Below are 24077 nucleotides of genomic sequence, written 5' to 3' on the forward strand. Positions count from 1 at the left end.
ATTCACGCTGAGAAGAAAAAAACCGCTCGCGCTGGGAAAAAAACCGTTCACGCTGAGCTTGTCGAAGCGCCGCGCAAGGCTTCGACAAGCTCAGCCCGAACGGTTTTGGGGTCCATGTCAGTCTTGGCGAGGGCCGCCGGCTTCCTTTTCCACGCGCTGCCAGATCTCGATGGCCATCGGGTCGTCGATCTCCTCCAGGATGTGGCCCACGAGGCCGATGGCCCGCGCCATCACGCCGAGGCCGCGAATGATCTTCCAGGGAAAGCCGAACTCGGCGGCGATCGCGCCGACGGCGCCCGTGGCGTTGATCGGCAACGACTTGCCCGAGACGCGCTCGGCTTCTTCCTGCACCGCCTGCATCAGCGCGACGTAGTGGGTGGATTGCCCGTTCTCGGTCGCGATCTGGAACAGCCGCGGCGTGCGCGGGTCGATGGGCTTGTGCAGCGGATGGCCGAGGCCCGGCACGATCTGCTTGCGCGCACGGAAATCGGCCACGATGTCCTTGGCCATGTCGGCCAGCGGGCGGGTCGGCTTCTCGCCGAAGGGGATCGCCTCGTACAGCATCTTGGCCGCGCCTTCGGTGCTGCCGACGAACACGCTGCCGAGGCCGCACAGGCCTGCGGCGACCGCAGCCTGCAATGCCTCGGGGGCGCCCGCATAAGTGAGACGCGCGGCCAGCGCGCTGGGCGTCACGCCATGTTCGACCAGCGTGACGACGATGGCGTTGAAGGTTATTGATTCCTGCGGCGTCGGGATGCGCCCCGTGAGTTCCAGGAAGGCCATGTCGCCGAGGTTCAGGTGGCCCAGGATTTCCGAGGGCAGGTCGCGCCCGCGCACGGTGATCCTGTCGGGGGTGCTGTGGCCCAGTTCGGTGTGCAGGGATTTCTTGATCTTGGTGGTCATGCGCCGAATCTAGTCCCGTCTCGCGCGAGGCGGCTCCGTGATTGCGAAACCCTCCCTTCGGCAAATGCAAATGCCGCCTAGCGGGGTCTTCTGCCACGCTGCAGCCATGGATATCGAATCACTCTCGGCAATGCGCGAAGCGGCGCTCGATTACTTCGTACGCAGCCGCGCGACCCAGAGACGGCGCGCGCTGATGGAGCGGCCCGATGCCGGTGAAGCAGAGGGCTGGAGCGCGATGGCGGAGCTGGGCTGGACGGGCATGCTGGCGCCTGAATCAGCGGGTGGACTGGGGCTTGAACTCGACGGTGCGGCGGAAATCCTGCGCGTGGCCGGAGAGCATGCGGCGCCCGAACCGCTGCTGGCCGCGGCCGGCCTCAGCGCGTTGTTGCTCGCACGGCTGGACTCTCCCGCCGCCCGTGTATTGCTCGCCGACCTGATTGCAGGCCGCAGCTTGCCCGCACTGGCTTGGCAGGAAAGCGCGGGCGACCTGAGCGCGGTGCCACTCGCCTGCGGTTGCGAAGAACGGCGTGGCGGTGTGCTGCTGCAAGGCGAAAAGCTCATGGTGTTGCCCGGCAGTGCCGCCAGCGGCTGGCTGGTGTCGGCCCGCGGCGATGACGACGCGGTCATCCTCTGGGTGCCGCGCGGCACCGAAGGCGTGACGGAAACGCTGATGCCGCTGGTCGATGGCGGACAGGCATCGAGCCTGCGCTTCGAGCAGGTTGCATTGCCGCCCGATGCGGTGCTGGCCAAAGGGCCGGCCGCGCAGGAGGCGCTGCGCCATGCGCTCGCGGCCGGCCAGATTCTTCAGGCGGCCGAACTGCTCGGCGCGGGGCAGGCGATGCTCGCGCAGACGCTGGCTTACCTGCGCACGCGCTCGCAGTTCGGCAAGCCCATCGGCAGCTTCCAGGCTTTGCAGCATCGGTGCGTCGACATGTTCATTCATCTCGAAGTCGCGCAGGCCACGTTGAACGAAGTGCTGGCGCTGGCCGGTGCAGGGCTGCCGGTGGACCGGCTCGAAGCCGAGGCGAGCCGCATCAATGCGCGCTGCACGGCCGCCGCGCTGCAGGCCTCGCGCACCTCCGTGCAGTTGCACGGCGCCATCGGCTACACGCAGGAATGCGACTTGAGCCTGTTCTACAAGCGCGTGCTGTGTCTCTCGGCGTGGCTGGGCAACGTCACAGCGCATCAGCATCGGCACGCTGCGCTCACGAGCGAGAGCGAAGCCGCACCGAGCACCATCGCATGGGCCGGCGAATTCCCCCGCACCGCCGACTGGTCCGCCATGCCCGAGGCCGAGTTCCGCCGCATGGTGCGCGGCTTCCTGCAGCAGCGCTATCCGCAGGCGCTGCGCTACCTTTCGCACCGCGCGCGATGGAGCGAGATGAGCGACTGGTATCTCACGCTGTCCGCGCAGGGCTGGATCGCGCCGGCCTGGCCCGAGGCGCACGGCGGCATGGGCCTGCCGGCCGACAAGCTCATCGCATGGATCGAGGAGCTGGAGCAATACGGCGTGGCGCGCGCGCCCGACCAGGGCATCGTGATGATCGGGCCGCTGCTCATCCAGCACGGCACGCGCGAACAGCAGCAGCGCTTTCTGCCGCGCATCCTGAGTGGCGAGCACGTCTGGTGCCAGGGCTATTCGGAGCCCAATGCCGGCTCCGACCTCGCGGGCCTGCGCACCGAGGCCGTTGCGGGGCGCGATGCCGAAGGCGATCACTTCATCGTCAATGGCCAGAAGATCTGGACCACGCTCGCGCAGGACGCCAACCACATCTTCATGCTCGTGCGCACCGACAAGGCGGCGCGCAAGCAAGAGGGCATCAGCTTTCTCTTGTGCGACCTGCGCACACCGGGCATCACGGTGCGGCCGATCCACACGCTGGCGGGCGAGCCGGAGTTCTGCGAGGTGTTCTTCGACAACGTGCGCGTGCCGGCCGACAACCTCGTCGGCAAGCTGCATGGCGGCTGGACGATCGCGAAGGCGCTGCTGGGTTTCGAGCGCATCTTTCTCGGCAGCCCCAAGCAGTCGCAGTACGCGCTGGGGCAGCTTGCGCGGCTCGCGGAGGCGCGGCGCCTGTTCGCGGACCCGGTGTTCGCGCAACGCTTCGCGGCGCTGCGGCTCGACGTGGCGGACCTCACTGCCGCGTACACCCGCTTCGCCGACGTCGTGCGCGCGGGCAAGCCGCTGCCCGCATCGGTGTCGCTGCTGAAGATCTGGGCGAGCGAGACCTACCACCGCATCGGCGCCCTGCTGGTCGAAGCCGGCGAAGAGCAGGGCGCGGTCGCGGGCGACCAGGTGCTCGACGGGCAGACCTTCAATGTGCTCTCGCCGCTCATCGGTTCGACGGCCGCAATGATCTACGGCGGCACGAACGAAATCCAGCGCAACATCCTCGCGCGACAGGTCCTGGACTTGCCAGCCTGAGCGATGCGAGGCGCCGAAGAAATACACAACAGGAGACAACGCCCATGCCATCCCTCGACCTCACCCGGCGCCACGCCGTCGCCGCGTTGGCGGGCAGCGCGGTGCTGTCCGTGCTGCCCTCGCGTGCGTTCGCGCAGCAGCAGCAACAACAGCCAGCGCTGCCGCCGCTCATCAAGCTCGTCGTCGGCTATTCCGCCGGCGGACCGGTCGACGGCGCGGCGCGCCTGCTCGCGCCCGCGCTGTCGCAGGAACTCGGCACGCAGGTGATCGTGGACAACCGACCCGGCGCCGGCGGCTCGCTCGGCGGCAATGCGGTCGCCAAGGCGCCGCCCGATGGCGTGATGCTGTTTCTCGGCGCGAGCCCGACGATCACCATCAACCCGAACGTGCAGCGCAACATGCCCTTCGATCCGATGAAGGACCTGACGCCCATCGCGCCGCTGGTGGACTACACCAATGTGCTCGTGGTCAACAAGGACCTGCCGGTGCGCAACGTGGCCGAGCTGCTGGCCTATGCGAAGGCCAAGCCCGGCAAGCTCTTCTACGGCTCGGCCGGCGTGGGCGCCTCCAATCACCTGAGCGGCGCGCTGCTGGAGAAGATAGCCGGCGTGCAGCTCACGCACGTGCCCTACAAGGGCAGCGCGCCCGCGCTCGCCGACGTGATGGCGGGCACGGTGCCGATGATGTTCGACATCATCGCGACCTCGCGGCCCTTCATCCAGTCGGGGCGACTGCGTGCGCTGGCGGTCACGTCGCGGCAGCGCAACCGCATGCTGCCCGACGTGCCGACGATGATCGAGTCGGGCGTGCCCGACTACGACGTGGGCGGCTGGTTCGGCCTCTACGGCCCGGCGCGCATGGACCCGGCGCTGGTCGCGCGCATCAACGCGGCGACGCACAGGATGCTGGCGCGCGAAGACATCGCGAGCCGCCTGCGCGAGCAGGGCTACGACGTGTGGTCGGGCGGGGCCGAGCTGCTGGCGACCAAGGGTCAGTCCGACCGCAAGCTCTGGGCGACGGCGTCCAAGGGCATCGAGGCGGAATAACCGATGCATCACCGCATTCACAGCCTGCTCGAAGAACGCGCGGCCCGCACGCCGGAGGCGGTCTTCCTTTTCGAACCCGGCGGAACCACGACCTACGCGGCGCTGCAGGCGATGGCCGAGACGGCCACGCAAGACCTGCGGGACGCCGGCGTGCGCCCGACCGACCGCGTGGTGCTGGTCGCCGAGAACTGCGCCGCCCACATCGCGCTGCTGATGGCGTGCAGCCGCGTCGGCGCGTGGTCGTGCGGCGTGAATGCGCGCATGGCGCAGGGCGAGATCGCGGCCATCGTCGAGCGTGCGGATGCGCGCCTGTGCTGCTTCACGGCCGGCGCCTCGGCGGCCGCGCGGCTGCATGCGGAGCGCGCAGCCGCAACGCCGGCCAGGCTGACGGGCGTCATGTACTCGGCCGTTCGCGCCGAGGCACGGCCGGAGCCCGATGCGGCGCTGGCCGACACGGCTGCGATCATCTTTACCTCGGGCACATCAGGCACACCCAAGGGCGTGATGGTGTCGCACCGCGGCCTGCTGCATTTCGGGCGCGTGTCGGCGGCGGTGCGGTCGCTCGATGCCCGCGACCGGGTCTACGCGTTCCTGCCGATGACGCACATCTTCGGCATCGGCACGGTGCTGATGGCCGCGCTCACGGGCGGTGCGTCGCTGGTGCTGCGCGGCAGCTTCTCGCCGGCCGATGTGCTGCAGGCACTGGCGCACGAGGAGGTGTCGAACCTGCTCGGGCCGCCGACGATGTATGCGCGGCTGCTGGCGCACATCGAGGCCGAGCGCGTGGTGCCGCGCTTTCCGCGGCTGCGCTACGTGTACACCGGCTCCGCGCCGCTCGACCTCGGGCTCAAGCAGCGCGTGGAGCGCCTGTTCGGCCAGCCGCTGCACTACGGCTACGGTCTTTCGGAATACGCGGGTTCGGTGTTCCTCACGCGCACCGAGGCGCCGCGCGCGGACACCGCGGCCGGCCATGCGGTCGAAGGTGGCGAGGCGCGCATCGTGGGCCTCGACGGCAAGGACACGGCCCAGGGCGAGACCGGAGAAATCTGGCTGCGCGGCCCCGGCCTGATGCTCGGCTACTTCCGCGATGCCGCGGCCACCGCGCAGGTGATGCGTCCCGGCGGCTGGTACGCCACCGGCGACCTCGGGCGCTTCGGCGACGACGGCGCGCTGTTCGTGGTCGGGCGGCTGAAGGAAATGATCATCCGCTCGGGCTTCAACGTGTACCCGGCGGAGATCGAGGCGGCGATCGGCCGCTTCGAGGGCGTGCACCTCTGCGCCGTGGTCGGCGTGCCGGAGGCCGATGGCAACGAGCAGATCGTCGCCTTCGCCGAGATGAAGCCTGGCGCCTCGCTCGACGAGGCTGCATTGCGGGCCTACCTGGCCGAGCACCTCTCGCCCTACAAGCAGCCGGCGCGCATCGAGGTGATCGACGCGATGCCGACCACGGCCAACGGCAAGCTGCTCAAGCGGGAACTGCAAGCGCGGGCCCGGCAGCTCTGAGGTCCGCAGGCAGGTCGCCGATGACGATACGGCGGCCCTTCTGCGTGTCCATGTACTCGCGCATGCGGGCGATGCGGCCATCGCGCAGTTCGAGGATGAAGCAGTAGTCGTTGTCGTAGTGCCGGCCGTTGGCGAGCGTGGCCTGCAGGCGCATTTCGAGCACCACGGTGTCGCCATCGCAGAGCAGATGGGTGAAGTCCACCGAGACGTCGGCCACGAAGAGCTTCGGAAATTCTTCGAAGAGGAAACGCACGATCGTGTCGGGTCCGATCATGTGGTCGGTGAAGCCGAGCGCCACGCCGGTGGCGTTGTCCTTCGGCGCGAGCCATTCGGCATCGTCGGTGAATGCGGCGCGGATGCGCCCCGCGTCGCGGCTCGCGAATGCCTTCCATGCCTCGGTGACGGCGCGCTTGTTCTGTTCGGGTGTCATTGCTGTGTTGGTGGTCGGAGTGAAGGAGCGGCCGACGATAGGCGTGGCGTCCTGCGCGGGCGCGCTGCTTCCGGACATCTCCAACCTCTGCAGCGCATCCTCGGATTTATCCTGCAAGGAGGTGCGCTGCCGTCCGCCAGCCGGGCGCCCGCGGAGGCTGCATCGTGGGGACCTTCAACAAGGAACCCACACCATGGCCGATGACCTGAGCAAGCGCGGACCGCAGGATGCAGCCCGCATCAACGTCAATGAATCCCACGAGGTCCGCTACTGGACGCAGACGCTGGGCGTGACCGAGGCGCAACTGCGCTCGGCCGTCGCCGCTGCCGGTGTCGAGGTGAAGGACGTGCGCACCTACCTCGGAAAACCCTGACCCTCTGAATGGGCCGATGAGCCGATGGGGCGGCGCAAGGCGTAGGCACGCTCCTACATCGGGGCGGGGAGGGGCGCACGATACTCGTCGCCTTGTTCCCCGCTTTTCAGGAAGTTTCCCAGTGACCACGCCTCCAGTCGCCCTCCGCCGTGTGGGCTGCGCCCCGACCAGGGCCGCAGCGCAATGAAGTCCTCGCCCGGAGCGCGCAGCTGGATCGCTGCCGGCGTGCGCCACGAACTGCTCACGCGCGCCCTGCCGGCCTTGCGCCACGACATGGCCGCGCCCGTCTCGGTGGTGCGCATGGCGGTACTGATGCTCAAGCGCCAGGTCGCAGCCAATCCCATCGACCGTGCCGCGTGCGAAGAGCGCGTGGCCCTCATCGACAACCAGGTTTCTGAATTGGTGGAAGCCATCCGGTCGCTGCGCGACTGGGAGCTGGCCACCACCGACGACGGCATCACCCGCAGCGCGCTGGTGGCGCAATGCGTGAACCTGATGCGATCGGCCTTCGACCTGCACGGCGTGACGCTCGATGTCGACGCCGCGCTCGACCCGCAGGAAGACGAAGCCCGCTGGCCCGCCGCGGCCGCGCTGCGCTATCTGTTCCTGGGTGCGCTGGGCTACCTGCATGACGGCGCGGCCGAAGCCGGCGCGATCCGCGTCGAGCCGGTCGGCACCGATGCGCTGCGCTTCGTCGCGGTGCCGCGCGAGGCCGGTGGCGCGAATCCGGTGCTCGATGCGCACCGCGCGCCGCGCGCGCTGGCCATCGATGCCGTCGCGCTGCAGAACCTCGCCGAGGACATGGGCTACGCCATCGCGCTGGAAGGCGAGAGCGTGCGCTTCGCGCTCGCGACCGGCTGAGATCGACCCGCCGTGCCGGTGGCCGGCCGCCGATTGCCGCGCCCCTCGGCACGTCGTTCGCGCGCCTGCGCCTGCCGGTGCGTCCGCAGGAATGCCAGCAGCCGCCGTTCCGCCGCATAGAGCCCGCGCGAAGGCTTGGCCGTCGGGCCGCCGGCAATCTTCTCGAACAGCGCGGTGGCCGCGTCCTCGTCGTCTTTCGCGAGCGCACTGCCCAGCGCCAGCACCGCCGGGTGCACGTAAGCCTTCTTGCAGACGGCCGGCGTGTTGCCGAGCTGCTTGGCCACGGCCGCGAGGATGTCCTTGGCGCTGTAGCGGCTCCCGTCCACTGCGACACGGCCCGGCTCGCACGCCAGGCGCGTGAGTTCCAGCGCCTGCACCGTGCCGTGCCAGGTGCGGAAGTCCTTGGCGGTGAAGCGGTCGCCTTCGGTGCCTTCCGCCGCTTCGGCGATGTAGTCGTTGACGTCTGTGGAGGACACGCCGCGCAGCTCGCCGTCTTCGTCCGCGTACTGGAAGAGCGCCTGCCCCGGCAGTTGCTGGCACTGGCGCACCACCTTCGCCACGCGCGGGTCGTCCAGCTTCGCCTCGTGCATCACGCCGCTCTTGCCCTTGAAGCGGAGCCTGAGCGCCGTGCCCTGCACGGCCGCGTGGCGATTGCGCAGCGTGGTGAGGCCGAAGGAGCCGTTGGTGTTCGCGTATTCCTCGTTGCCCACGCGCAGCAGCGTGGTGTCGAGCAGGCGCACCAGCGCGGCGAGCACCTGTCGGCGGCCGGGCATCTTCTGGCCCTTTTCGGGCTGCAGGTCGCGCGCGACGCGGGCGCGGATGCGCGGCAATGCGAGCGCGAAGGCTTCGAGCCGCTCGAACTTGGTCTCGTCCTTCATCACGCGCCAGTCGGCGTGGTAGCGGTATTGCTTGCGGCCGCGCGCATCGATGCCGGTGGCCTGGAGGTGGCCGTTGGGCAAGGGGCAGATCCATACCTGCGTGTAGGCCGGCGGAATGGCCAGCATGCGGATGCGCGAGAGCTCGTCCACGTCGCGCACCCATCGGCCCTTCGCATCGCGGTAGCGGAAGCGCTCGCCGTGCTTGAGGCGCGTGATGCCGGGCATGTCGGGGTTCACGTAGACCAGGCCGTTGGCAATGGGCGTGGGTTTGGAGGGGGCCTTGGCAGGCGGTCTGGGAACGGGCGAGGTGGATGCCGGCATGGGGTTTGCGTCTGGAGGTGCATCCGCTTGTGCCAGCACCGAGAATCGCCCGGTGTAGGACGCCGCAAGCTGTTGGTGCCCTCCCTTCCACTTATCTCCGCCCGAAAAATCATGCTTCCTCGTTGGACCTCTCTCTGCGCCCGCTGGTCGGCGCTGTGCGCCGCGGCGCTGCTCGCCACGGCCTGTGCTTCGACCTCGCCTGCATCGACATCGGCGACCGCACCGGCCGCGCCCGTCAAGGTCAAGGTCTTCGTCGCCGCCATGTTCGAGATCGGCCAGAACACCGGCGACCGCGCCGGCGAGTTCCAGTACTGGTACGAGCGCTACTGGAAGGGCGCCAAGCCGATGGCCGTGCCCGGCGCGCTGCAGCCCGTGTACTGCAACACCGATGGCGTCTGCGGCGCGGTGCTCGGCATGGGAAAGGTCAATTCGTCGTCGTCGATGCAGGCGATCCTGCTGAACCCGCAGTTCGATTTCTCCGAGGCCTACTACGTGATCTCCGGCGTTGCCGGCACGCCGCCTTCGCGCGGCACCATCGGCGAAGTGAGCTGGGCCACCTGGCTCGTGGACTACGACCTCGGCCACCGCTGGGCGCCCGAGGAGAACAAGGCGGGCGAGCCGACCTTCATGCCGCGCAAGGGCTACGAGGACTACCGCCGCTTCAAACTCAACCCCGACCTCGTCGGCTGGGCCATGAAGCTCTCGGCCGACACGCCGCTGAAAGACTCCGACGCCGCCCGCAAGTACCGCCTGCGCTACCCGGATGCAGCGGCGCGCCGCGCGCCCTTCGTCGGCACCGGCACCCACATGACGGGCGACACCTTCTTCCATGGCCCCGGCATGTCGAAGCAGGCGCAGTACATCGCGAAGCTCTACGGCGCCGACGACTACGTCATCACCGAAATGGAAGCCGCAGCCATCACCCTCGTGATCAAGCGCACCCACGGCACCGACCGCGTGATGAGCCTGCGCGGTGCGGTCAACTTCGACCAGGGCAATCCGAAGGAAAGCACGCTGCAGCACCTGGACCCGGCGCCGGGCGAGACAGCGGGCGGCTTCGCGGAGACGGTGGAGAACATCGCGCTGGTCGGCACGCGCGTGGTCGATCACATCGTGAAGAACTGGCCGCAGTGGCGGGCCGGCGTGCCGAAGCCCTGAAGGTTGCTGCACGGCCCTGCGAAGGGCGAACTGGTGTTGGTCGATGTACGCATTGCGTATATTTTTTTGTGAATTTCGACGCATGGCGTATATTTCACCCGTGAGCCAGCAACAAGACATCCTGCGCGACGCCATGCGCCGCCTCAATCTCACCCGCGACGCGTTCTCCGAGCGCCTGGGTGTCCGCCGCCGGGCGCTCGACACCTGGCTGCTGCCCGCCGACTCCGGCGAGTCGCGGGCCATGCCCGAAATGGTGGGCAAGTTCGTCGCTGAAATCCTGCAGCGCGAGGCGCAGGCAACCACCGGCGCGGACGATCGGCCCCTGGCGCAGCGCATTGCGTCGGAGGGGCGGCCGCACCTGTTGTCGGTCGCGCAGTTCGACCGCGACAGCCTCGAGGCCCTGTTCCAGGTGGCCGATGTCATGCAGCCGATCGCGCGGCGCCAGAAAGTCACGCGCGTGCTCGAAGGCGCGGTGCTCGGCAGCCTGTTCTTCGAGGCCAGCACCCGCACCCGCGTGAGCTTCGGCGCGGCGTTCTGCCGGCTCGGCGGCACGGTCTGCGACACCACGGGATTCACCTTCTCGTCGATGGCCAAAGGCGAATCGATCTACGACACCAGCCGTGTGATGAGCGGCTACGTCGATGCGCTGGTGGTGCGCCATCCCGAGCAGGGCTCGGTGGCCGAGTTCGCGCGGGCCACCAACATACCGGTCATCAATGCCGGCGACGGGCCGGGCGAGCATCCGAGCCAGGCCATCCTTGACCTGTACACGATCCAGCGCGAGTTCTCGCGCATGGGCAAGCTGGTCGACGGCACGCATGTGGCGATGGTCGGCGACCTGAAGTACGGCCGCACGGTGCATTCGCTGATCCGCCTGCTGTCGCTCTATCGAGGCCTGAAATTCACCCTCATCGCGCCGCCCTCGCTCGAGATGCCCGCCTACCTGCTGGACCTGGTGGCGCGCAATGGCCACGTGATCGAGCAGACCCAGTCGCTCGAGGAGGGCCTGCGCGGCGCCGACGTGGTGTACGCCACCCGCATCCAGAAGGAGCGTTTCGCGGGCGAGGAGATCGAGGGCTACACGCCCGAGTTCCAGATCCGCAAGGCGCTGGTGGACACGCTCTGCAAGCCCGACACCATCCTCATGCATCCGCTGCCGCGCGACGGGCGCCCGGGCGCGAACGACCTGAGCATCGACCTCAACCACGATCCGCGGCTGGCGATCTTCCGGCAGACCGACAACGGCATCCCGGTGCGCATGGCGCTCTTCGCGGTGCTGATGGGGGTCGAGCACCAGGTGGCCCGTTCGATGCGCGATGCGGGCTGGCGCTCGCCCGCGCACATCGGCCCCGACGATGCGGACTTCGATGGGCTGGACTGAACCCCCGATGCTCAGGGCGTTGCGGGTTGCAGGTGCCAGACGACGTTGAAGTCGAACGGCGTCCAGCGGCCGGTCCTGACGCCCGCGCTTCGCAGGCCGCGGCCGGTCCAGGTGTTGCAGGTCTCGACGAGGTTGTAGCCGCCTTCGGCTTCGTAGAAGGCATCCTGGTTGTCGTAGTGCGCGCCGGCGATCGGCGTTGCGCGACCAGAGGGCAGCGAGGCGCGCACATAGTCCACGAGTTGCGCGTACTGCGCCTGCGAGAGCGGCAGCTTGTAAGCGCCGCGCCGCATCTGCGCACGCTGCAGATACGTCACATGCATCAGCGCCCGGTTGCCGCCCGCGAGCGCACCGAAGGCGCGCGAGGCCGTCAGGTCGGCCCAGGTGGGCGTGTGAAGGTAGAACTCGCGGTCGCCCCAGCCGATGGCGATGAACTCGGCATCGGGCGGTACGGCCTTGAAGTCGGCGAGCGGAAAGAGCCGATGCCAGTCGATGGTCGCCGAGCGGACCGGGAACACGAGGTCGGTGTGCACGCCGTTGCTCAGCACCCAGGCTTCGATGGCGGGGGCCTCCGCGGGCGGCGTTGCATTGGCCGGCCACAGCACCAGCGCAAAGGCCACGGCCACATACAGCGCGACCGCGAGCACGAACCCCAGCAGCGTGAATGCGATGCGCCGGAGCCAGCGTTGGATCACCGCGGCTTCTTCAGAAGAGCGACGCGGTGGTCGCAGCCGGTTCTGCCGCCGTCGTGCGCGCTGCGCCCGTGGGCGCCAGCGCCTCCGGGCTGCCCGCCTTTGCCAGCGCGCCCACGCGCACGCCCAGGAGGCGCAGCGGCCGCTCCAGCGGCACGCGCTTGAGGCACTGCCCGCCGATCTGCCGGATGGTCTTGCCGTCGGCGGTGAAGCGGCCGATGGTCTGGTCGCGCGTGGCGATCTTGAAATCGTCGTAGCGCAGCTTGATGCCGATGGTCTTGCCCACGTAGCCCTTGCGCTGCAGGTCCTCGGCGACCTTCTCGCACAGGTGCGTGAAGATCGCGCCCAGCTCGGCGCGGTCGCGCACCGCGTGCAGGTCGCGGTCGAAGGTGGTCTCGCGGCTCATCGAGACGGGCTCGCTCTCGGTCACCACCGGCCGGTCGTCGCGGCCCCAGGACACCTCGTGCATCCACGCGCCCGTGGCCTTGCCGAAGTTCTGGATCAGCCAGTCGCGGTCGCGCGCGGCGAGCTGGCCGACGGTCTCGATGCCGAAGCGCTTGAGTTTCTCGTCGGCCTTGGGCCCGATGCCGTTCACCTTGCGGCAGGGCAGGGGCCAGATGTGGCTCTCCAGGTCGCCTTCGTAAACCACCGAGATGCCATTGGGCTTGTTGAATTCGCTCGCCATCTTGGCGATGAGCTTGTTGGGCGCGACGCCGATGGAGCAGGTGAGGCCGGTGGCATCGAGGATCGATTTCTGGATCAACCGCGCCAGCGAGCGCCCGCCGTCGCGCTGGCCGCCGGGCACGTCGGTGAAGTCGATGTACACCTCGTCCACACCGCGGTCTTCCATGAGCGGCGCGATCTCCAGGATCACCTGCTTGAAGGCGCGCGAGAAGCGCCGGTACTCGTCGAAATCGACCGGCAGGATCAGCGCCTGCGGGCACAGCTTGGCGGCCTTCATGAGCCCCATCGCCGAGCCGATGCCGAACTGCCGCGCGGGGTAGGTGGCGGTGGTGATCACGCCGCGGCCCGCGTAGTCCTTCAGGCGCGGGAAGGCATCGACGGGAATGTCGGCCAGCGTGCCGCCTTCGGGCAGGTTGCGGATGGCCTCGTCGACGCTGCGGCGCCCGCCGCCGATCACCACCGGCAGGCCCTTGAGCTGCGGATAGCGCAGCAGCTCGACCGACGCGTAGAAGGCGTCCATGTCGAGGTGGGCGATGCGGCGGATCGGGCCTGTCGAGGGGGGCGGGGAACTCACGGAAACGATTGTCTCGCGACCGGAGGGGTTTCGCCCGCCGAGGGGCACAGGGATCGCTCGTCGTTCAGCGCGTTTCGACGGTCATGAGCAACGGCGAATCGAACATCGCCACGGGCGAGATCACCGGTTCGTCCATCGGCACCTTGTCGCCGTAGCGCTCGCGCATCTTGGCGCGCACGGCCGGATCGGTGAGGTTGAATTCGCGGATCTTCTGCAGTTCGCCGATGCGCACGCCCAGCGCGCGCTGGTAGAGCTTCCATACGAGCTCGGAGCAGTAGATACGGCCGTCCGACCATTCGAAGGTGAGGTCGTAGGGGCGGCCCGCGAAGTCGGCGGTGCGGGCGTGCAGGCGGGCGATGGCGCCGGGTGTCAGCAGCTTGTTGGCATCGCGCAGGCGCTTGACCACGTAGTGCCCGCCGTTGCCGCGCGCCGTCCATTGCGCGAGCGGCGTGTAGCGCACGGTAGCGACAGCCTCGAAGACGAAGGGCTTGCCGTCCCGCGTCAGCACGATGCCCATGTGGCTGTAGCGGGAGCCGGTGGCGCGCTGCACGGCCACGCTCTGGGCCGAGCGCGAGGTGTGGAAGATGATGTCGCCGTCCTTCAGCGCCGCCGCATGTGTGGCGCTGCCCGCCAGCAGGATGAGCAGAGGGGCGAGGAGCGCGGTGAAAAGAGCCTTCATGATGCGGGGCATTTTGAGCGATGGCGCTTGCGCGGCGCCGCATGCCGGTGCCATCATCCGCGCCATGCAAACCGTCGCCTCCATTCTCTGGCGCAGGCTCGATGCACCGGGCCACGACGCGTGCCGGCTCGAGCGCAACGCCTCGGCCTGGCAACTCGACGGCGCCGCGGTGTTCCGCCACGAGAGCGGCCGCATCGCCCAGCTGCACTACCGGGTGCGCTGCGACCTGCACTGGCACACGCAGTGGGGCATGGTGCGCGGCTGGCTCGGCGACTCGGCCATCGAGCTGTCGATCGCGCGCGATGCGCATGGTCACTGGAAGCTCAATGACGAGGCTGTGCCCGACCTGTCGCACTGCGTGGACCTCGACCTGGGGTTCACGCCTGCGACCAATCTGCTGCAGTTGCGAAGGCTCAGTCTCTCGGTGGGCGAGGCGGCCGATGCGCCGGCTGCGTGGGTCGATCTCGATGGCGGCGGTGTGCTGAGCGAGCTGATGCAGCGCTACGAGCGGCGCAGCGAGAGCGAGTACGCGTATGTGGCCAAGCGCTTCGATTACGAGGCGGTGTTGAAGGTCACGGAGGATGGCTTCGTGAGCGACTATCCGCGGCTCTGGGTTGCCGAAATCTAGTCCCTAGTCGAACTGCGACCGATCCCCCGCCACCAGCGCCCGGTTGCGCCGCCGATCCACGGCGATCTCATGCGCGAAGTCCTCGATGCTCCCCCCGGCCGGCAGGTTGTAAGCCCCACGCAGCCGCTCGCGCACCGCATCGCTCCGCAACACGCGATTGACCTCTGCATTCAGCCGCTGCACCACCACCACCGGCGTGCGTGCCGGCGCGAAGATGCCAAAAAGCGAATCGCGATTCGCCCGCTCGTACCCCAGCTCCGCGAGTGTCGGCACCGCCGGCAGTGCCTCGATGCGCGCCGGCGCTCCCACCGCCAGCGCCTGGAACCGCCCGCCCTCGATGTACTGCAACTGCTGCGCCGCGACATTGGTCGAGAGCACCTCGAACTGCCCACTGAGCGCATCGTTGAGCTGCGGCCCGCCGCCCGCATACGGGATGTGCGTGATGTCGGTGCGGCTCTGCATGCGCACTTGCGCCAGCACCAGGTGCCCGATGGTGGCCACGCCCGAGGTGGCCCAGCGCACCGCGCCAGGCTGGCTGCGTGCGCGCGCGATCAGGTCGCCGAAGCCGTGGCCCGCGAAAGCCGGCGTGCCGACCACCAGCACCGGCGTGCGCATCACGCTCGCCACTGGCGCAAAAGCGCGCAGCGGGTCATACGGAACGCGCGCGATCAGCGGGTGCAGCGTGAGCGGGCTGATGGCGGAGAAGGCGAGGGTGCTGCCGTCGGGCGCGGCGCGCGCGAGCGCATCCATGCCGATGCTGCCGCCCGCGCCGGCGCGGTTCTCGATGAGCACCGGCACGCCCAGCGCCTGCGAGAGCGGGTCAGCCAGCACGCGCGCCATGCCGTCGCTCACGCCGCCCGGCGGGTAGACCACGATCAGGCGCATCGGGCGGTTCGGCCAAGGCGATGACGTCGTTGCGGCATGCAGCAACTGAGGCATGCCGCACGCAGCGGCCAGCAGGGCGCCAGTGCTGCGCAGCACGAAATGGCGACGGGGCAGCAAGAAGACGCCGCTCATGACCCGGGGTTCTCGCTCGCGTGCCTGCGCAGCAGCGCGGCGAAGTGCTGCGCGGGCAGGTTGTCTTCTTCCACACGCGACACCAGCGTGAGCGGCGCGTCGAGCTGGCCGCCGTCGGCGAGCCGCGCGTAGGCGATGGCATGCGCGTGCACACCGGTCATCGAGGCCGGCACCACCGACAGGCCGACGCCCGCGGCCACGAGATTCAGGTTGGTCATCATGCGGTCCACCTCGGCCACCACGCGCGGGCGCAGGCCCTTGGCGTGGCACAGCGCCAGCAGCTCGGCATAGAGGCCCGGCGCGCCCGGACGGCGCACGAGGATGATGCCTTCCTCGCACAGCCGCGCGAGCGGCAGCGGGCGCGAAGCCTTGCTGCGCGCGAGGGCAAAACGATGATCGCTCGGCATCGCGACCAGCACCGGCTCGCGCAGCAGCGTTTCGAAGATCAAGCCCTCGGGCCGCGCCACCGGCACGCGCAGCAAGCCGCAGTGCAGGCGGCCGGCCGCCAGCGCTTCGGTCAATTCGGCGGCGTTGTTCTCGCGCAGTTGAAGCTCCACGCCCGGGTGCTCGCGGCGAAAGGCGCGCAGCGCCTCCGGCACGAAGCGGTGCGCCGCTGCCGAGCTGGTGAAGCCGACCGCGAGCGTGCCGACTTCGCCGTTGGCCACGCGCGCCATGCGCTGCTTCATGGCTTCCATGTCCTGCAGCATGCGCAGCGCCTCGACCTGGAAGAGGCGCCCCGCATCGGTGAGCGCCACGCCGCGCGGATGGCGTCTGAAGAGCTGCACGCCGAGCTCGCGTTCCAGCGACTTGATCGTCAGGCTGAGCGGCGGCTGCTGGATGCCCAGTTGCTCGGCGGCGCGCGTCATGTGGCCGGTCTCGGCGACGGCCACGAAATACCGGAGCGGTCTCATCTCCATGGTGTCTCCATATTTTTTTAGTATCGAAATGACCTCTTTATTTTATTTGACCCTAGGTCACCCCGAATCTATCGTCCGGCCGCCCATTCAAAACAAGAGCGGTCCACCGAGGCCGCATGCCGGAGACAAGACATGCGCACACCGCGCCCCCATTCGATTTTCTCGATGCTTGACGCCGCCCGTCGCGCCCGCCGTTCGTTCGGCCCCGCGGTCGGCATCTCGCTGGTTTCACTGGTCCTGGCCGCTTGCGGCGGCGGTGGCGGAGGAGGCGGTAGCAGCGGCTTCTTCCCGATCGTGCCGAACAACCCGCCGGCCGACGGCGGTGGCCCGCCCGACAATCCGCCGCCTCCGACCGTGGTGCCGGTGGTGGCCTGCGCGGACCTCGCCGGCAAGAGCCTGCCCGCCTCGCTGATCAGCCTGCCCACGGGCGGCGCGACCGTCGTCAGCGCCACGGCCGTGGCGGCGGGCGATGCCGGCAACCCCAATGGCGACTACTGCAAGGTGCGCGGGACGATTCAGCCGGTCGATCCCGCCTCGCAGTCCATCAATTTCGCGGTCAACCTGCCCGAGAAGTGGAACCAGAAGACGATCCACTTCGGCGGCGGCGGCTTCGACGGCGTACTGATCGACGGCACCGAGGTCATCCGCTTCGGCCCCGCCGGCAAGCCCGCGCCGCTCGCGCTCGGCTACGCCACTTACGGCGACGACTCGGGCCACCAGTCAAGCAGCATCACCGACGGCAGGTTCGCGGCCAACGACGAGCAACTGGCCAACTACGGCGGCCAGTCGCTCAAGAAGACGCGCGACGTGGCGCAGGCGCTGGTGTTCGCGCGCTACGCCATGAAGCCCAAGCACGCCTACTTCCTCGGCACCTCGACCGGCGGGCGCGACGCGCTCAGCTACATCCAGCGCTGGCCGCTGGACTACGACGGCGTGATCGCCAACGAGCCGGCGCTCAACTACACGGGCACGCGGCTGTCGAACGTGGCGGTGGGGCGCGCGCTCTACAACAACGGCGGTGCGGGCTGGATGAACGTGGCCAAGACGCTGCTCGTGCAGAAGGCCGCAATGCAGGCCTGCGACAAGCTCGACGGCGCGGTCGACAACATCGTGAGCAACGTGGAAAGCTGCCGGCTGCTCAACACGCAGATCCTCGCCTCGCTGCGTTGCCCCGGCGGTGCGGACGCGGGCAACACGTGCCTCTCGGATGCGCAGCTCGCCACGGTGCGCACCATCGAATCGCCGCTCGACTTCACGACCTACGCGCTCGCCAACGGCGTGAAGCGCGCGGGCGGCTACAACATCCTTGAAGGCGCGCTCGTCGCGGGCCCGTACACCACGCGCGACCTCGGCACGCGTCCGGTGCCGGCCAACCCGGCTACATCGGCAGACGCCAACATGTACGTCACCGGCGACCAGTGGGTGAAGTACTTCGTCACGCGCATTGCGGGCTTCGATTCGCTGACCTTCGATCCGCTCGATCCCGGCAGCTATGCCGCGCGGGTGACCGAGATGTCGAATCTCACCGATGCGACCAATCCGAACCTCGCACCGTTCTTTGCCAACGGCGGCCGGCTCATCATGCTGCACGGCCTGGCCGATGAAGTGATCAGCCCGAACTCGACCATCGACTACTACAAGCAGCTCATCGCCACGGTGGGCCAGGCGGCGGTCGACCAGAGCGTGCGCTTCTACACCGTGCCCGGCATGGGCCACGGCACCGGCAGCTTCATTCCCAACTGGGATTCGCTCGCCGCGCTCCAAGGCTGGGTCGAGGGCGGCCTCGCGCCCGCCACCGGCGTGGCGGTCGATGCGGTGGCCGGCAGCTACGGCCGCACGCGTCCGCTGTGCCAGTTCCCGTCGTGGCCCAAGTACCGCGGTGCCGGCAGCCTGGATGCGGCCGTCAACTACAGCTGCGTGACGGAGGTTGGCGATCCGCTCGCCTGTCCCAACCTGCCCGCATCCGTTACGACCTACAAGGGCGGCGACAGCTTCGGCGAAGAACTGCGCGTGCAGATCGACCCGGCCACCATGGCCTACACCGTGACTGTCGACGCCAGCCTGCAGCGCGCCGCGGGCACGGTGCGCAACGGCTCGCTGGTGGCACAGGGCAGTTGCAGCTACACGAGCGGCGAGAGCGGTGCGGTCTTCAGCTTCGCGCCGGGCGGCGTGCTGCTGGGCGGCGTGAACGCGCCGAGCGGCGGCGGCTTCGCGCCGCTGGTGGCGTTCCAGAACACCTTCGAGAACACGGCCTCGCCCGCGGTCTTCAATCCGGTGGCGAACATCTTCAACACGGTGGGCGTGCAGCAGGGCACGGCCGGTGCGGCAGCCTATGCCGGCGCGGTGCGGCTGCGCAACGCAGGCACCTTCCAGTACTGCCGCAGCGCGGCGGGCAGCGCCGGCAGCTTCATGGTCTACGACGCCAACTGCACAGAAACCGAGAAGGGCTACATCACCTACAACACCACGCGCGGCGCCTTCGACCTGCGCACCACCGCGCCGACCGGCGGCGCTGCGACCACCGGCGGCACGCTCACCGGCTCGATGGTGATCGGGCTCGTCAACGGCGCCGCGGTGCCGCTGCACCTGGTGCGCGACTCGGCTGCCACCGCGGGCTTGCGCATCTTCGGCCTGCAGCAAAGCCTGGCAGCGGGCGCGGCCGATGGGAGCTACGCCATGGCCAGCGCGAAGGGCGAGAGCCGCGAGGCGACGGTGGCGGGCAGCGACTTCAATCTCGGCGGCGCGACCGCATCGTTGAGCTACGACACGCCCGTGCCCGGCGTGGTGCAATCCGACGCGGGCCGGCCGGGCAATTTCATCTTCAACAGCGGCGTCCTGGGCTTCGTTTCCACGACAGGAACGAACGCGGCGCTCGAACTCGGAGTACGCCATTGAAAAAACACCTCTCGCACCTTGCTGCCTTCGCCCTGCTCTGCACGGCCCCGCTGCTTTCCGCGCACGCGGCTCTCTCGACGGCGCCAAAGTCTGCAACCTGCCCGGCCCCCGTGCCCGAGGCCGCCCGCTGCTACACCGGTGAAGACGGCGCGGGCGCGCTCTACTGGATCGCCATTCCGAAAGACTGGAACCGCGGCGTGCTCGTGATGCACGCGCACGGCGGTCCCGAGACCGGCCCGCCCAAGCTGGAACGCAGCGAGGAAGACCTCAAGCGTTGGGCCGTTACCGTGAAGGCCGGCTATGCGTGGGCCGGCTCCACCTACCGGCGCGGCGGCTACGGCGTGACGATGGCGGCCGAAGACACCGAGCGCCTGCGCCAGATCTTCGTGCGCCACTTCGGCCAGCCCACGCGCACGCTGCTGCACGGCCAGAGCTACGGCGGCGGCGTGGCCGCCAAGGCGGCCGAGTTGTACGCGCCCGTCGGCGATGCGAAGAGCCCTTATGACGGCTTGCTGCTCACGAGCGGTGTGATCGGCGGCGGCAACAACAACTATGACTTCCGGCTCGACCTGCGCGTGGTCTACCAGTACGTCTGCCGCAACCATCCGCGCCCGGACGAACCGCAGTACCCGCTGTGGATGGGCCTGCCGCTCGATTCGAAACTCACCCGCGCCGAGCTCGCCGCGCGCGTCAAGGAATGCACCGGCGTCGGCATGCCCGCCGCGCAGCGCACGCCCGAGCAGGCGGCGCGCCTGAAGACGATTCTCTCGGTCGTGAAGATCCAGGAGCGCTCGCTGGTCGGCCACCTGAACTGGGCGACGTGGCTGTTCCAGGACCTGGTGCAGAAGCGCCTGAACGGCCGCAACCCCTTCGGCAACATCGGCGTGGTCTACAGCGGTTCTGCCGACGACGCGGCGCTCAACGCCGGCGTGCTGCGCTATGCCGCCGACCCGCAGGCCAAGGGCGCGCTCGCGGCCGACAGCCAGCCCACGGGCCGCACCTCGCTGCCCACGGTGGGGCTGCATGCCATCGACGATCCGACCGCGTTCGTCGAGCTCGAGAACGCCTACCGCCGCATCCGCGACGCGGCCGGCACCGGCGGCAATCTGGTGCAGAGCTTCAGCGCCGAGCGCGAGCACAGTTACTTGAGCGATTCCGAATACCCCGCGCTCTTCGGCGCGCTGATGGACTGGGTCGACAAGGGCGAAAAGCCCACGCCGCAGAGCCTCGCGCAACGCTGCGCCTCGCTCGCGCCGCGCTATGACACCGACGGCAAGAACGGTTGCCACATCAAGCCCGAGTGGCAACCGCCCACGCTCGAGAGCCGCGTGCCCTCGCGCGCGCCCTGAATCTTTCTTTTTTGACCTTGACGGAGACTTCATGAAAAAACTGTTCGCCCTCGCAGCGATCGCCCTTGCCACCTTGGCTGTCGGCGCACACGCGCAGGACTTCCCCGCGGGCAAGCCCGTGACCATCGTCGTGCCCTTCGCCGCAGGCGGCCCGACCGACCGCGTGGCACGTGACCTTGCCGAAGCGCTGCGCAAGCCGCTGGGCGGCGCGAGCGTGATCATCGACAACGTGCCCGGCGCCGGCAGCTCCATCGGCGCGGCCAAGGTGGCGCGCGCCAACCCCGATGGCTACACGCTGCTGCTCAACCACATTGCGATGGCGACAGTGCCGACGCTGGTGCGCAACGTGCCGTTCAAGGTCGAGACCGATTTCGAGTACCTGGGCATCGTCAACGACGTGCCGATGACGCTGATCTCCAAGCCCAGCCTGCCGGCCAACAACTACAAGGAGCTGACGGCCTGGATCGCCGCCAACAAGGGCAAGATCAACATCGGCAATGCGGGCGTGGGCTCGGCCTCGCACCTGTGCGGCCTGTTGTTCCAGAGCGCGACCAAGACCGAGATGACACCCGTGCCCTACAAGGGCACCGCGCCGGCCATCACCGACTTGATCGGCGGACAGATCGACCTCCTGTGCGACCAGAGCACCAACACCTCGCCGCAGATCGAGGCGAAGAAGGTCAAGGCCTATGCGGTGACGACGCCCAAGCGCCTGACCACGCCGTTGCTCAAAGACCTGCCCACGCTCGACGAGGCGGGCCTGAAGAACTTCGAGGTCACGATCTGGCACGGCCTGTATGCGCCCAAGGGCACGCCCGCGCCGGTGCTCAAAAAGCTCAACGATGCGCTGAAGGTTGCGCTGAAAGACGCTGACTTCATCAAGCGCGAAGAACTGCTGGGCGCGGTGGTCGCGACCGATGGCCGCATCGAACCCGCGGGCCACAAGAAGTTCGTGATGGGTGAGATCGCGAAGTGGACGCCTGTGATCAAGGCGGCCGGCGTCTACGCGGATTGAGCGTGGCTTGTGGGGACGCCGCTGCGTTCAGGGCGGCGATCCCGCCGACGGGGTACCTTGCTCCGCGAATGTCCTCCGCCCTTCGGGCTCCCCCTTGATTTCGCTGCGCAAGGCACCCCATCGGCGTGATCGTTTTCAGAGCGGTCGTTGATCAGTGATATGCCCGCAGCGTGCCCATGTGCGCAGGGCATCGGGTGCTCCCCGCAGCGAAATAAAGGAGGAGCGAAGCGGGGGACATTCGCGGAGGGGAGTACCCGGTGGCCTGTGCATCCGCCCTGAAGCACCCTGTCTTTTGCCCCCGAACCGCTCCGCCTGTTACTCCGCAGACGCCGACGTGGACTCCGCAGTCCACCGCGCATGCGAAGCATGCAGGTGATGCAGCATCGCCGCCACCGCGGCCTGCGGATCGCGCGCCTCCAGCGCGCGATAGATCACCTCGTGCTCGACAAACGCCGCCTTCCACGCGTGTGAATCCTCCGTGCGCGCAGTCATGCGCGACGAGATCGGGCTGTGCCGGCTATCGAACAGTTCCCCCACCAGCCGGACCAGAACGGAATTGCCCGTCATCTCCGCAATGGCGATGTGAAAACGCCTGTCGTTCTCGGTTTGCGTGCGGCCGTTGAGACCGTCCTGGCGCATGTTTTCCAGCGTTGCCTTCACCCGCTCCAGGGTCTGCGGCGTGACGCGCGCCGACGCCAGCGTGACCACCGAGCCTTCGAGCATTGCGCGGGCCTGCATCATTTCCGAAGGGCTCTCGCCGACCGCCGGCGTTGCGCGCTCCGAGGTGTCCTGCGACGCGCAGACATAGACGCCTGAACCCATCCGTATCTCGATGCGCCCGTCGATTTCCAGGGCGATCAGCGCTTCCCGCAGCGAGGGCCGCGACACGCCAAGTTGCAGCGCCAGTTCCCGCTCGGGCGGCAACCGTGCGCCCGCAGGCAGGTTGCGGTCGCGGATGAAAGCCCGGATCTGGTCCGCGATCTGTTGGTAGAGGCGGCGCGTGTCGGTGGGTTTGGCGGGCGGCTGCATGGGATCGATGGAACAGTAAAACGTATGTGGTCATGCCAGTTTGACATTTCCAAACGCCTACTTTCCGCTTATTCCCCTGTTCTGCCCCTGGGAAAACCCGAAAAGGGTTTCTTCTGGTAAGGCCAATTCATTGATATGGCAAAGTGGTCATACCAAATTGGTAAGGCCAAAAATAGGTCGCACACCAGTCTGGGCCCCCGTTCTGCATCTGTCCATTCAGAAAACAACAGGAGACAAGAAGATGAATTTGCGATCCATTGCCATGGCGAGCGCCTTCGGCACCTGCCTTGCCTGCCTCGGCTTCGGCGCGACGAGCGCCCAGGCCCAGAGCAGCGTGACCCTCTACGGTCGCGCCGTGGCAGGCGTCGATTACCAGAACAACATCGCCAACGACGCGGGCCAGGGCAGGGGGCACCTGTGGCGCGCGGCCGGCAACCAATGGGGCACCAGCATGCTGGGCGTGAAGGGCACGGAGGATCTGGGCGGCGGCATGGTGGCCTTCTTCGTGCTCGAAGGCGGCTTTGACCTGCCCAAGGCCAAGCCCAACGGCGCCGATCTGCTGCTGAACCGCCGCTCCTACGTCGGCCTGCAGGACTACTGGGGCAAGCTGGCGCTGGGCAAGAACCTGTCGATCGCCAACGACGTCTGGTACCTCGACCCGACGGGCCAGCAGTTCATCGGCACCGCGACGCTGGTGCGCGGGCGCAACTGGCAGGGCAACGACAACGGCGTCGAGTACACGACGCCGACCTGGGGCGGCTTCAGCGCCACCGTGCAGACGGGGTTCGGCGAGCAGACCGACGGCTTCACGAAGCTGCGCAAGGACGGCATCTCGGTGTCGTACATCGCGCCCTCGTTCGAAGTGCGCGCCATCTACGACGTGGCGCGCGACAAGAACGGCAAGTACTCAGATCTCTTCAACCAGTCCAAGGAGCTCACGCTCGGCGGCACCGCCACCTTCTACGACGACCTGAAGATGTTCGTCGGCTACCAGCGGCTGTCGGCGCCCGATGCGCCGCTCGGCGCGCCGAGCAAGGCCAACCACTACTGGGTCGGCGCCAACTACAGGATCACGCCGTTGCTGACGCTGATCGGCTCGATGTTCCGCGTCACGCAGAACCGCAACGCAGGCAGCGCCAACCTGTACATGCTGGGCGCGAACTACGCGCTCTCCAAGCGCACGCTGCTCTACGCATCGGTGGGCAAGGTCTACAACAGCGAGACCGCCAACTTCTCGGTGGAAGCCACCAACAACAACCCGCCCGCGGGCGGCAAGCAGTCGGGTACGTACTTCGGCATCAGCCACACGTTCTGAGAAACAG

General features: G+C 68.3%; 21 protein-coding genes. 12 read left to right on the plus strand and 9 right to left on the minus strand.

Going from position 1 to position 24077, the window contains the following annotated elements:
• Positions 1-117: 117 nt before the first annotated feature.
• Positions 118-903, minus strand: a complete 786-nt coding sequence (locus tag QF040_RS32165) for a citryl-CoA lyase (RefSeq protein ID WP_429614287.1) — start codon at positions 901-903, stop codon at positions 118-120.
• Positions 904-1009: 106 nt separating this feature from the next.
• Between QF040_RS32165 and QF040_RS32170 the strand changes: the two genes are divergently transcribed.
• From QF040_RS32170 to QF040_RS32180, 3 genes are read left to right on the plus strand one after another with little or no spacing between them, the layout of a single operon-like run.
• Positions 1010-3328: an acyl-CoA dehydrogenase gene (locus QF040_RS32170; protein ID WP_429614288.1), complete on the plus strand. Its 2319-nt coding sequence runs from the start codon at positions 1010-1012 to the stop codon at positions 3326-3328.
• 44 nt (positions 3329-3372) lie between these two features.
• Positions 3373-4374 carry a Bug family tripartite tricarboxylate transporter substrate binding protein gene (locus QF040_RS32175; RefSeq protein WP_429614289.1) on the plus strand — a complete coding sequence of 334 codons (1002 nt, stop codon included), beginning with the start codon at positions 3373-3375 and terminating at the stop codon, positions 4372-4374.
• Positions 4375-4377: 3 nt separating this feature from the next.
• A complete protein-coding gene (locus tag QF040_RS32180; RefSeq protein ID WP_429614290.1) occupies positions 4378-5877 on the plus strand; it encodes a class I adenylate-forming enzyme family protein in 1500 nt (499 codons plus the stop codon).
• Here QF040_RS32180 and QF040_RS32185 read toward each other — a convergent pair.
• A complete protein-coding gene (locus tag QF040_RS32185) occupies positions 5840-6385 on the minus strand; it encodes a nuclear transport factor 2 family protein (RefSeq protein WP_429614291.1) in 546 nt (181 codons plus the stop codon). The two genes, QF040_RS32180 and QF040_RS32185, sit on opposite strands and share 38 nt — an antisense overlap.
• 115 nt (positions 6386-6500) lie before the next feature.
• On the opposite strand from QF040_RS32185, the gene QF040_RS32190 reads away from it, so the two are divergent.
• On the plus strand, positions 6501-6680 hold the full coding sequence (locus QF040_RS32190) for a DUF3606 domain-containing protein (protein ID WP_013539873.1): 180 nt from the start codon (positions 6501-6503) through the stop codon (positions 6678-6680).
• A 183-nt stretch (positions 6681-6863) separates the two neighbouring features.
• Positions 6864-7541 (plus strand): hypothetical protein, encoded by a 678-nt coding sequence (locus tag QF040_RS32195; RefSeq protein WP_429614292.1) that lies wholly within the window; start codon positions 6864-6866, stop codon positions 7539-7541.
• Here the strand turns inward: QF040_RS32195 and QF040_RS32200 are convergent.
• Positions 7487-8740 (minus strand): DNA topoisomerase IB, encoded by a 1254-nt coding sequence (locus QF040_RS32200; protein WP_429614293.1) that lies wholly within the window; start codon positions 8738-8740, stop codon positions 7487-7489. The two genes, QF040_RS32195 and QF040_RS32200, sit on opposite strands and share 55 nt — an antisense overlap.
• Before the next feature lie 111 nt (positions 8741-8851).
• Here QF040_RS32200 and QF040_RS32205 point away from each other — a divergent pair, with 111 nt between their 5' ends.
• The gene (locus tag QF040_RS32205; RefSeq protein ID WP_307686747.1) at positions 8852-9898 is read left to right on the plus strand and encodes a purine-nucleoside phosphorylase; all 1047 of its coding nucleotides are present in this window, start codon (positions 8852-8854) and stop codon (positions 9896-9898) included.
• A gap of 82 nt (positions 9899-9980) precedes the next feature.
• Positions 9981-11279 carry an aspartate carbamoyltransferase gene (locus QF040_RS32210; protein ID WP_429614294.1) on the plus strand — a complete coding sequence of 433 codons (1299 nt, stop codon included), beginning with the start codon at positions 9981-9983 and terminating at the stop codon, positions 11277-11279.
• 11 nt (positions 11280-11290) lie between these two features.
• Here the strand turns inward: QF040_RS32210 and QF040_RS32215 are convergent, their stop codons facing one another.
• The 3 genes from QF040_RS32215 to QF040_RS32225 all read right to left on the minus strand — a co-directional run bounded on the left by QF040_RS32215 (position 11291) and on the right by QF040_RS32225 (position 13905).
• Entirely contained in the window at positions 11291-11971 is a 681-nt protein-coding gene (locus QF040_RS32215; protein WP_429614295.1) for a TIGR02117 family protein, read from the minus strand.
• A 10-nt stretch (positions 11972-11981) separates the two neighbouring features.
• Positions 11982-13226, minus strand: a complete 1245-nt coding sequence (locus QF040_RS32220; protein ID WP_429614296.1) for a Y-family DNA polymerase — start codon at positions 13224-13226, stop codon at positions 11982-11984.
• A 64-nt stretch (positions 13227-13290) separates the two neighbouring features.
• On the minus strand, positions 13291-13905 hold the full coding sequence (locus QF040_RS32225) for a YiiX family permuted papain-like enzyme (RefSeq protein WP_429614297.1): 615 nt from the start codon (positions 13903-13905) through the stop codon (positions 13291-13293).
• 64 nt (positions 13906-13969) lie between these two features.
• On the opposite strand from QF040_RS32225, the gene QF040_RS32230 reads away from it, so the two are divergent.
• A complete protein-coding gene (locus QF040_RS32230) occupies positions 13970-14533 on the plus strand; it encodes a putative glycolipid-binding domain-containing protein (protein WP_429614298.1) in 564 nt (187 codons plus the stop codon).
• Between the two features lie 3 nt (positions 14534-14536).
• On the opposite strand, the gene QF040_RS32235 is transcribed toward QF040_RS32230, so the two are convergent.
• On the minus strand, positions 14537-15550 hold the full coding sequence (locus QF040_RS32235; protein WP_429614299.1) for a Bug family tripartite tricarboxylate transporter substrate binding protein: 1014 nt from the start codon (positions 15548-15550) through the stop codon (positions 14537-14539).
• Positions 15547-16467: a LysR substrate-binding domain-containing protein gene (locus QF040_RS32240; protein WP_429614300.1), complete on the minus strand. Its 921-nt coding sequence runs from the start codon at positions 16465-16467 to the stop codon at positions 15547-15549. The genes QF040_RS32235 and QF040_RS32240 overlap by 4 nt, the downstream gene beginning before the upstream one ends.
• A 132-nt stretch (positions 16468-16599) precedes the next feature.
• Here QF040_RS32240 and QF040_RS32245 point away from each other — a divergent pair, with 132 nt between their 5' ends.
• Genes QF040_RS32245 through QF040_RS32255 form a run of 3 tightly spaced genes read left to right on the plus strand, consistent with a single transcriptional unit; the run spans position 16600 to position 21726 of the window.
• Positions 16600-19362, plus strand: a complete 2763-nt coding sequence (locus QF040_RS32245) for a tannase/feruloyl esterase family alpha/beta hydrolase (protein ID WP_429614301.1) — start codon at positions 16600-16602, stop codon at positions 19360-19362.
• Positions 19359-20711 (plus strand): alpha/beta hydrolase family protein, encoded by a 1353-nt coding sequence (locus QF040_RS32250; protein WP_429614302.1) that lies wholly within the window; start codon positions 19359-19361, stop codon positions 20709-20711. Before QF040_RS32245 ends, QF040_RS32250 begins: the two co-directional genes overlap by 4 nt.
• A 31-nt stretch (positions 20712-20742) precedes the next feature.
• The gene (locus tag QF040_RS32255; protein WP_429614303.1) at positions 20743-21726 is read left to right on the plus strand and encodes a tripartite tricarboxylate transporter substrate-binding protein; all 984 of its coding nucleotides are present in this window, start codon (positions 20743-20745) and stop codon (positions 21724-21726) included.
• A 315-nt stretch (positions 21727-22041) separates the two neighbouring features.
• On the opposite strand, the gene QF040_RS32260 is transcribed toward QF040_RS32255, so the two are convergent.
• Positions 22042-22755 (minus strand): FadR/GntR family transcriptional regulator, encoded by a 714-nt coding sequence (locus QF040_RS32260; RefSeq protein WP_429614304.1) that lies wholly within the window; start codon positions 22753-22755, stop codon positions 22042-22044.
• Positions 22756-22996: 241 nt separating this feature from the next.
• Between QF040_RS32260 and QF040_RS32265 the strand changes: the two genes are divergently transcribed.
• On the plus strand, positions 22997-24070 hold the full coding sequence (locus QF040_RS32265) for a porin (RefSeq protein ID WP_429614305.1): 1074 nt from the start codon (positions 22997-22999) through the stop codon (positions 24068-24070).
• Positions 24071-24077: the final 7 nt, after the last annotated feature.

This window comes from Variovorax sp. W2I14 (genome assembly GCF_050435205.1).
In the GTDB taxonomy this organism is placed as follows: domain Bacteria; phylum Pseudomonadota; class Gammaproteobacteria; order Burkholderiales; family Burkholderiaceae_C; genus Variovorax; species Variovorax paradoxus_C.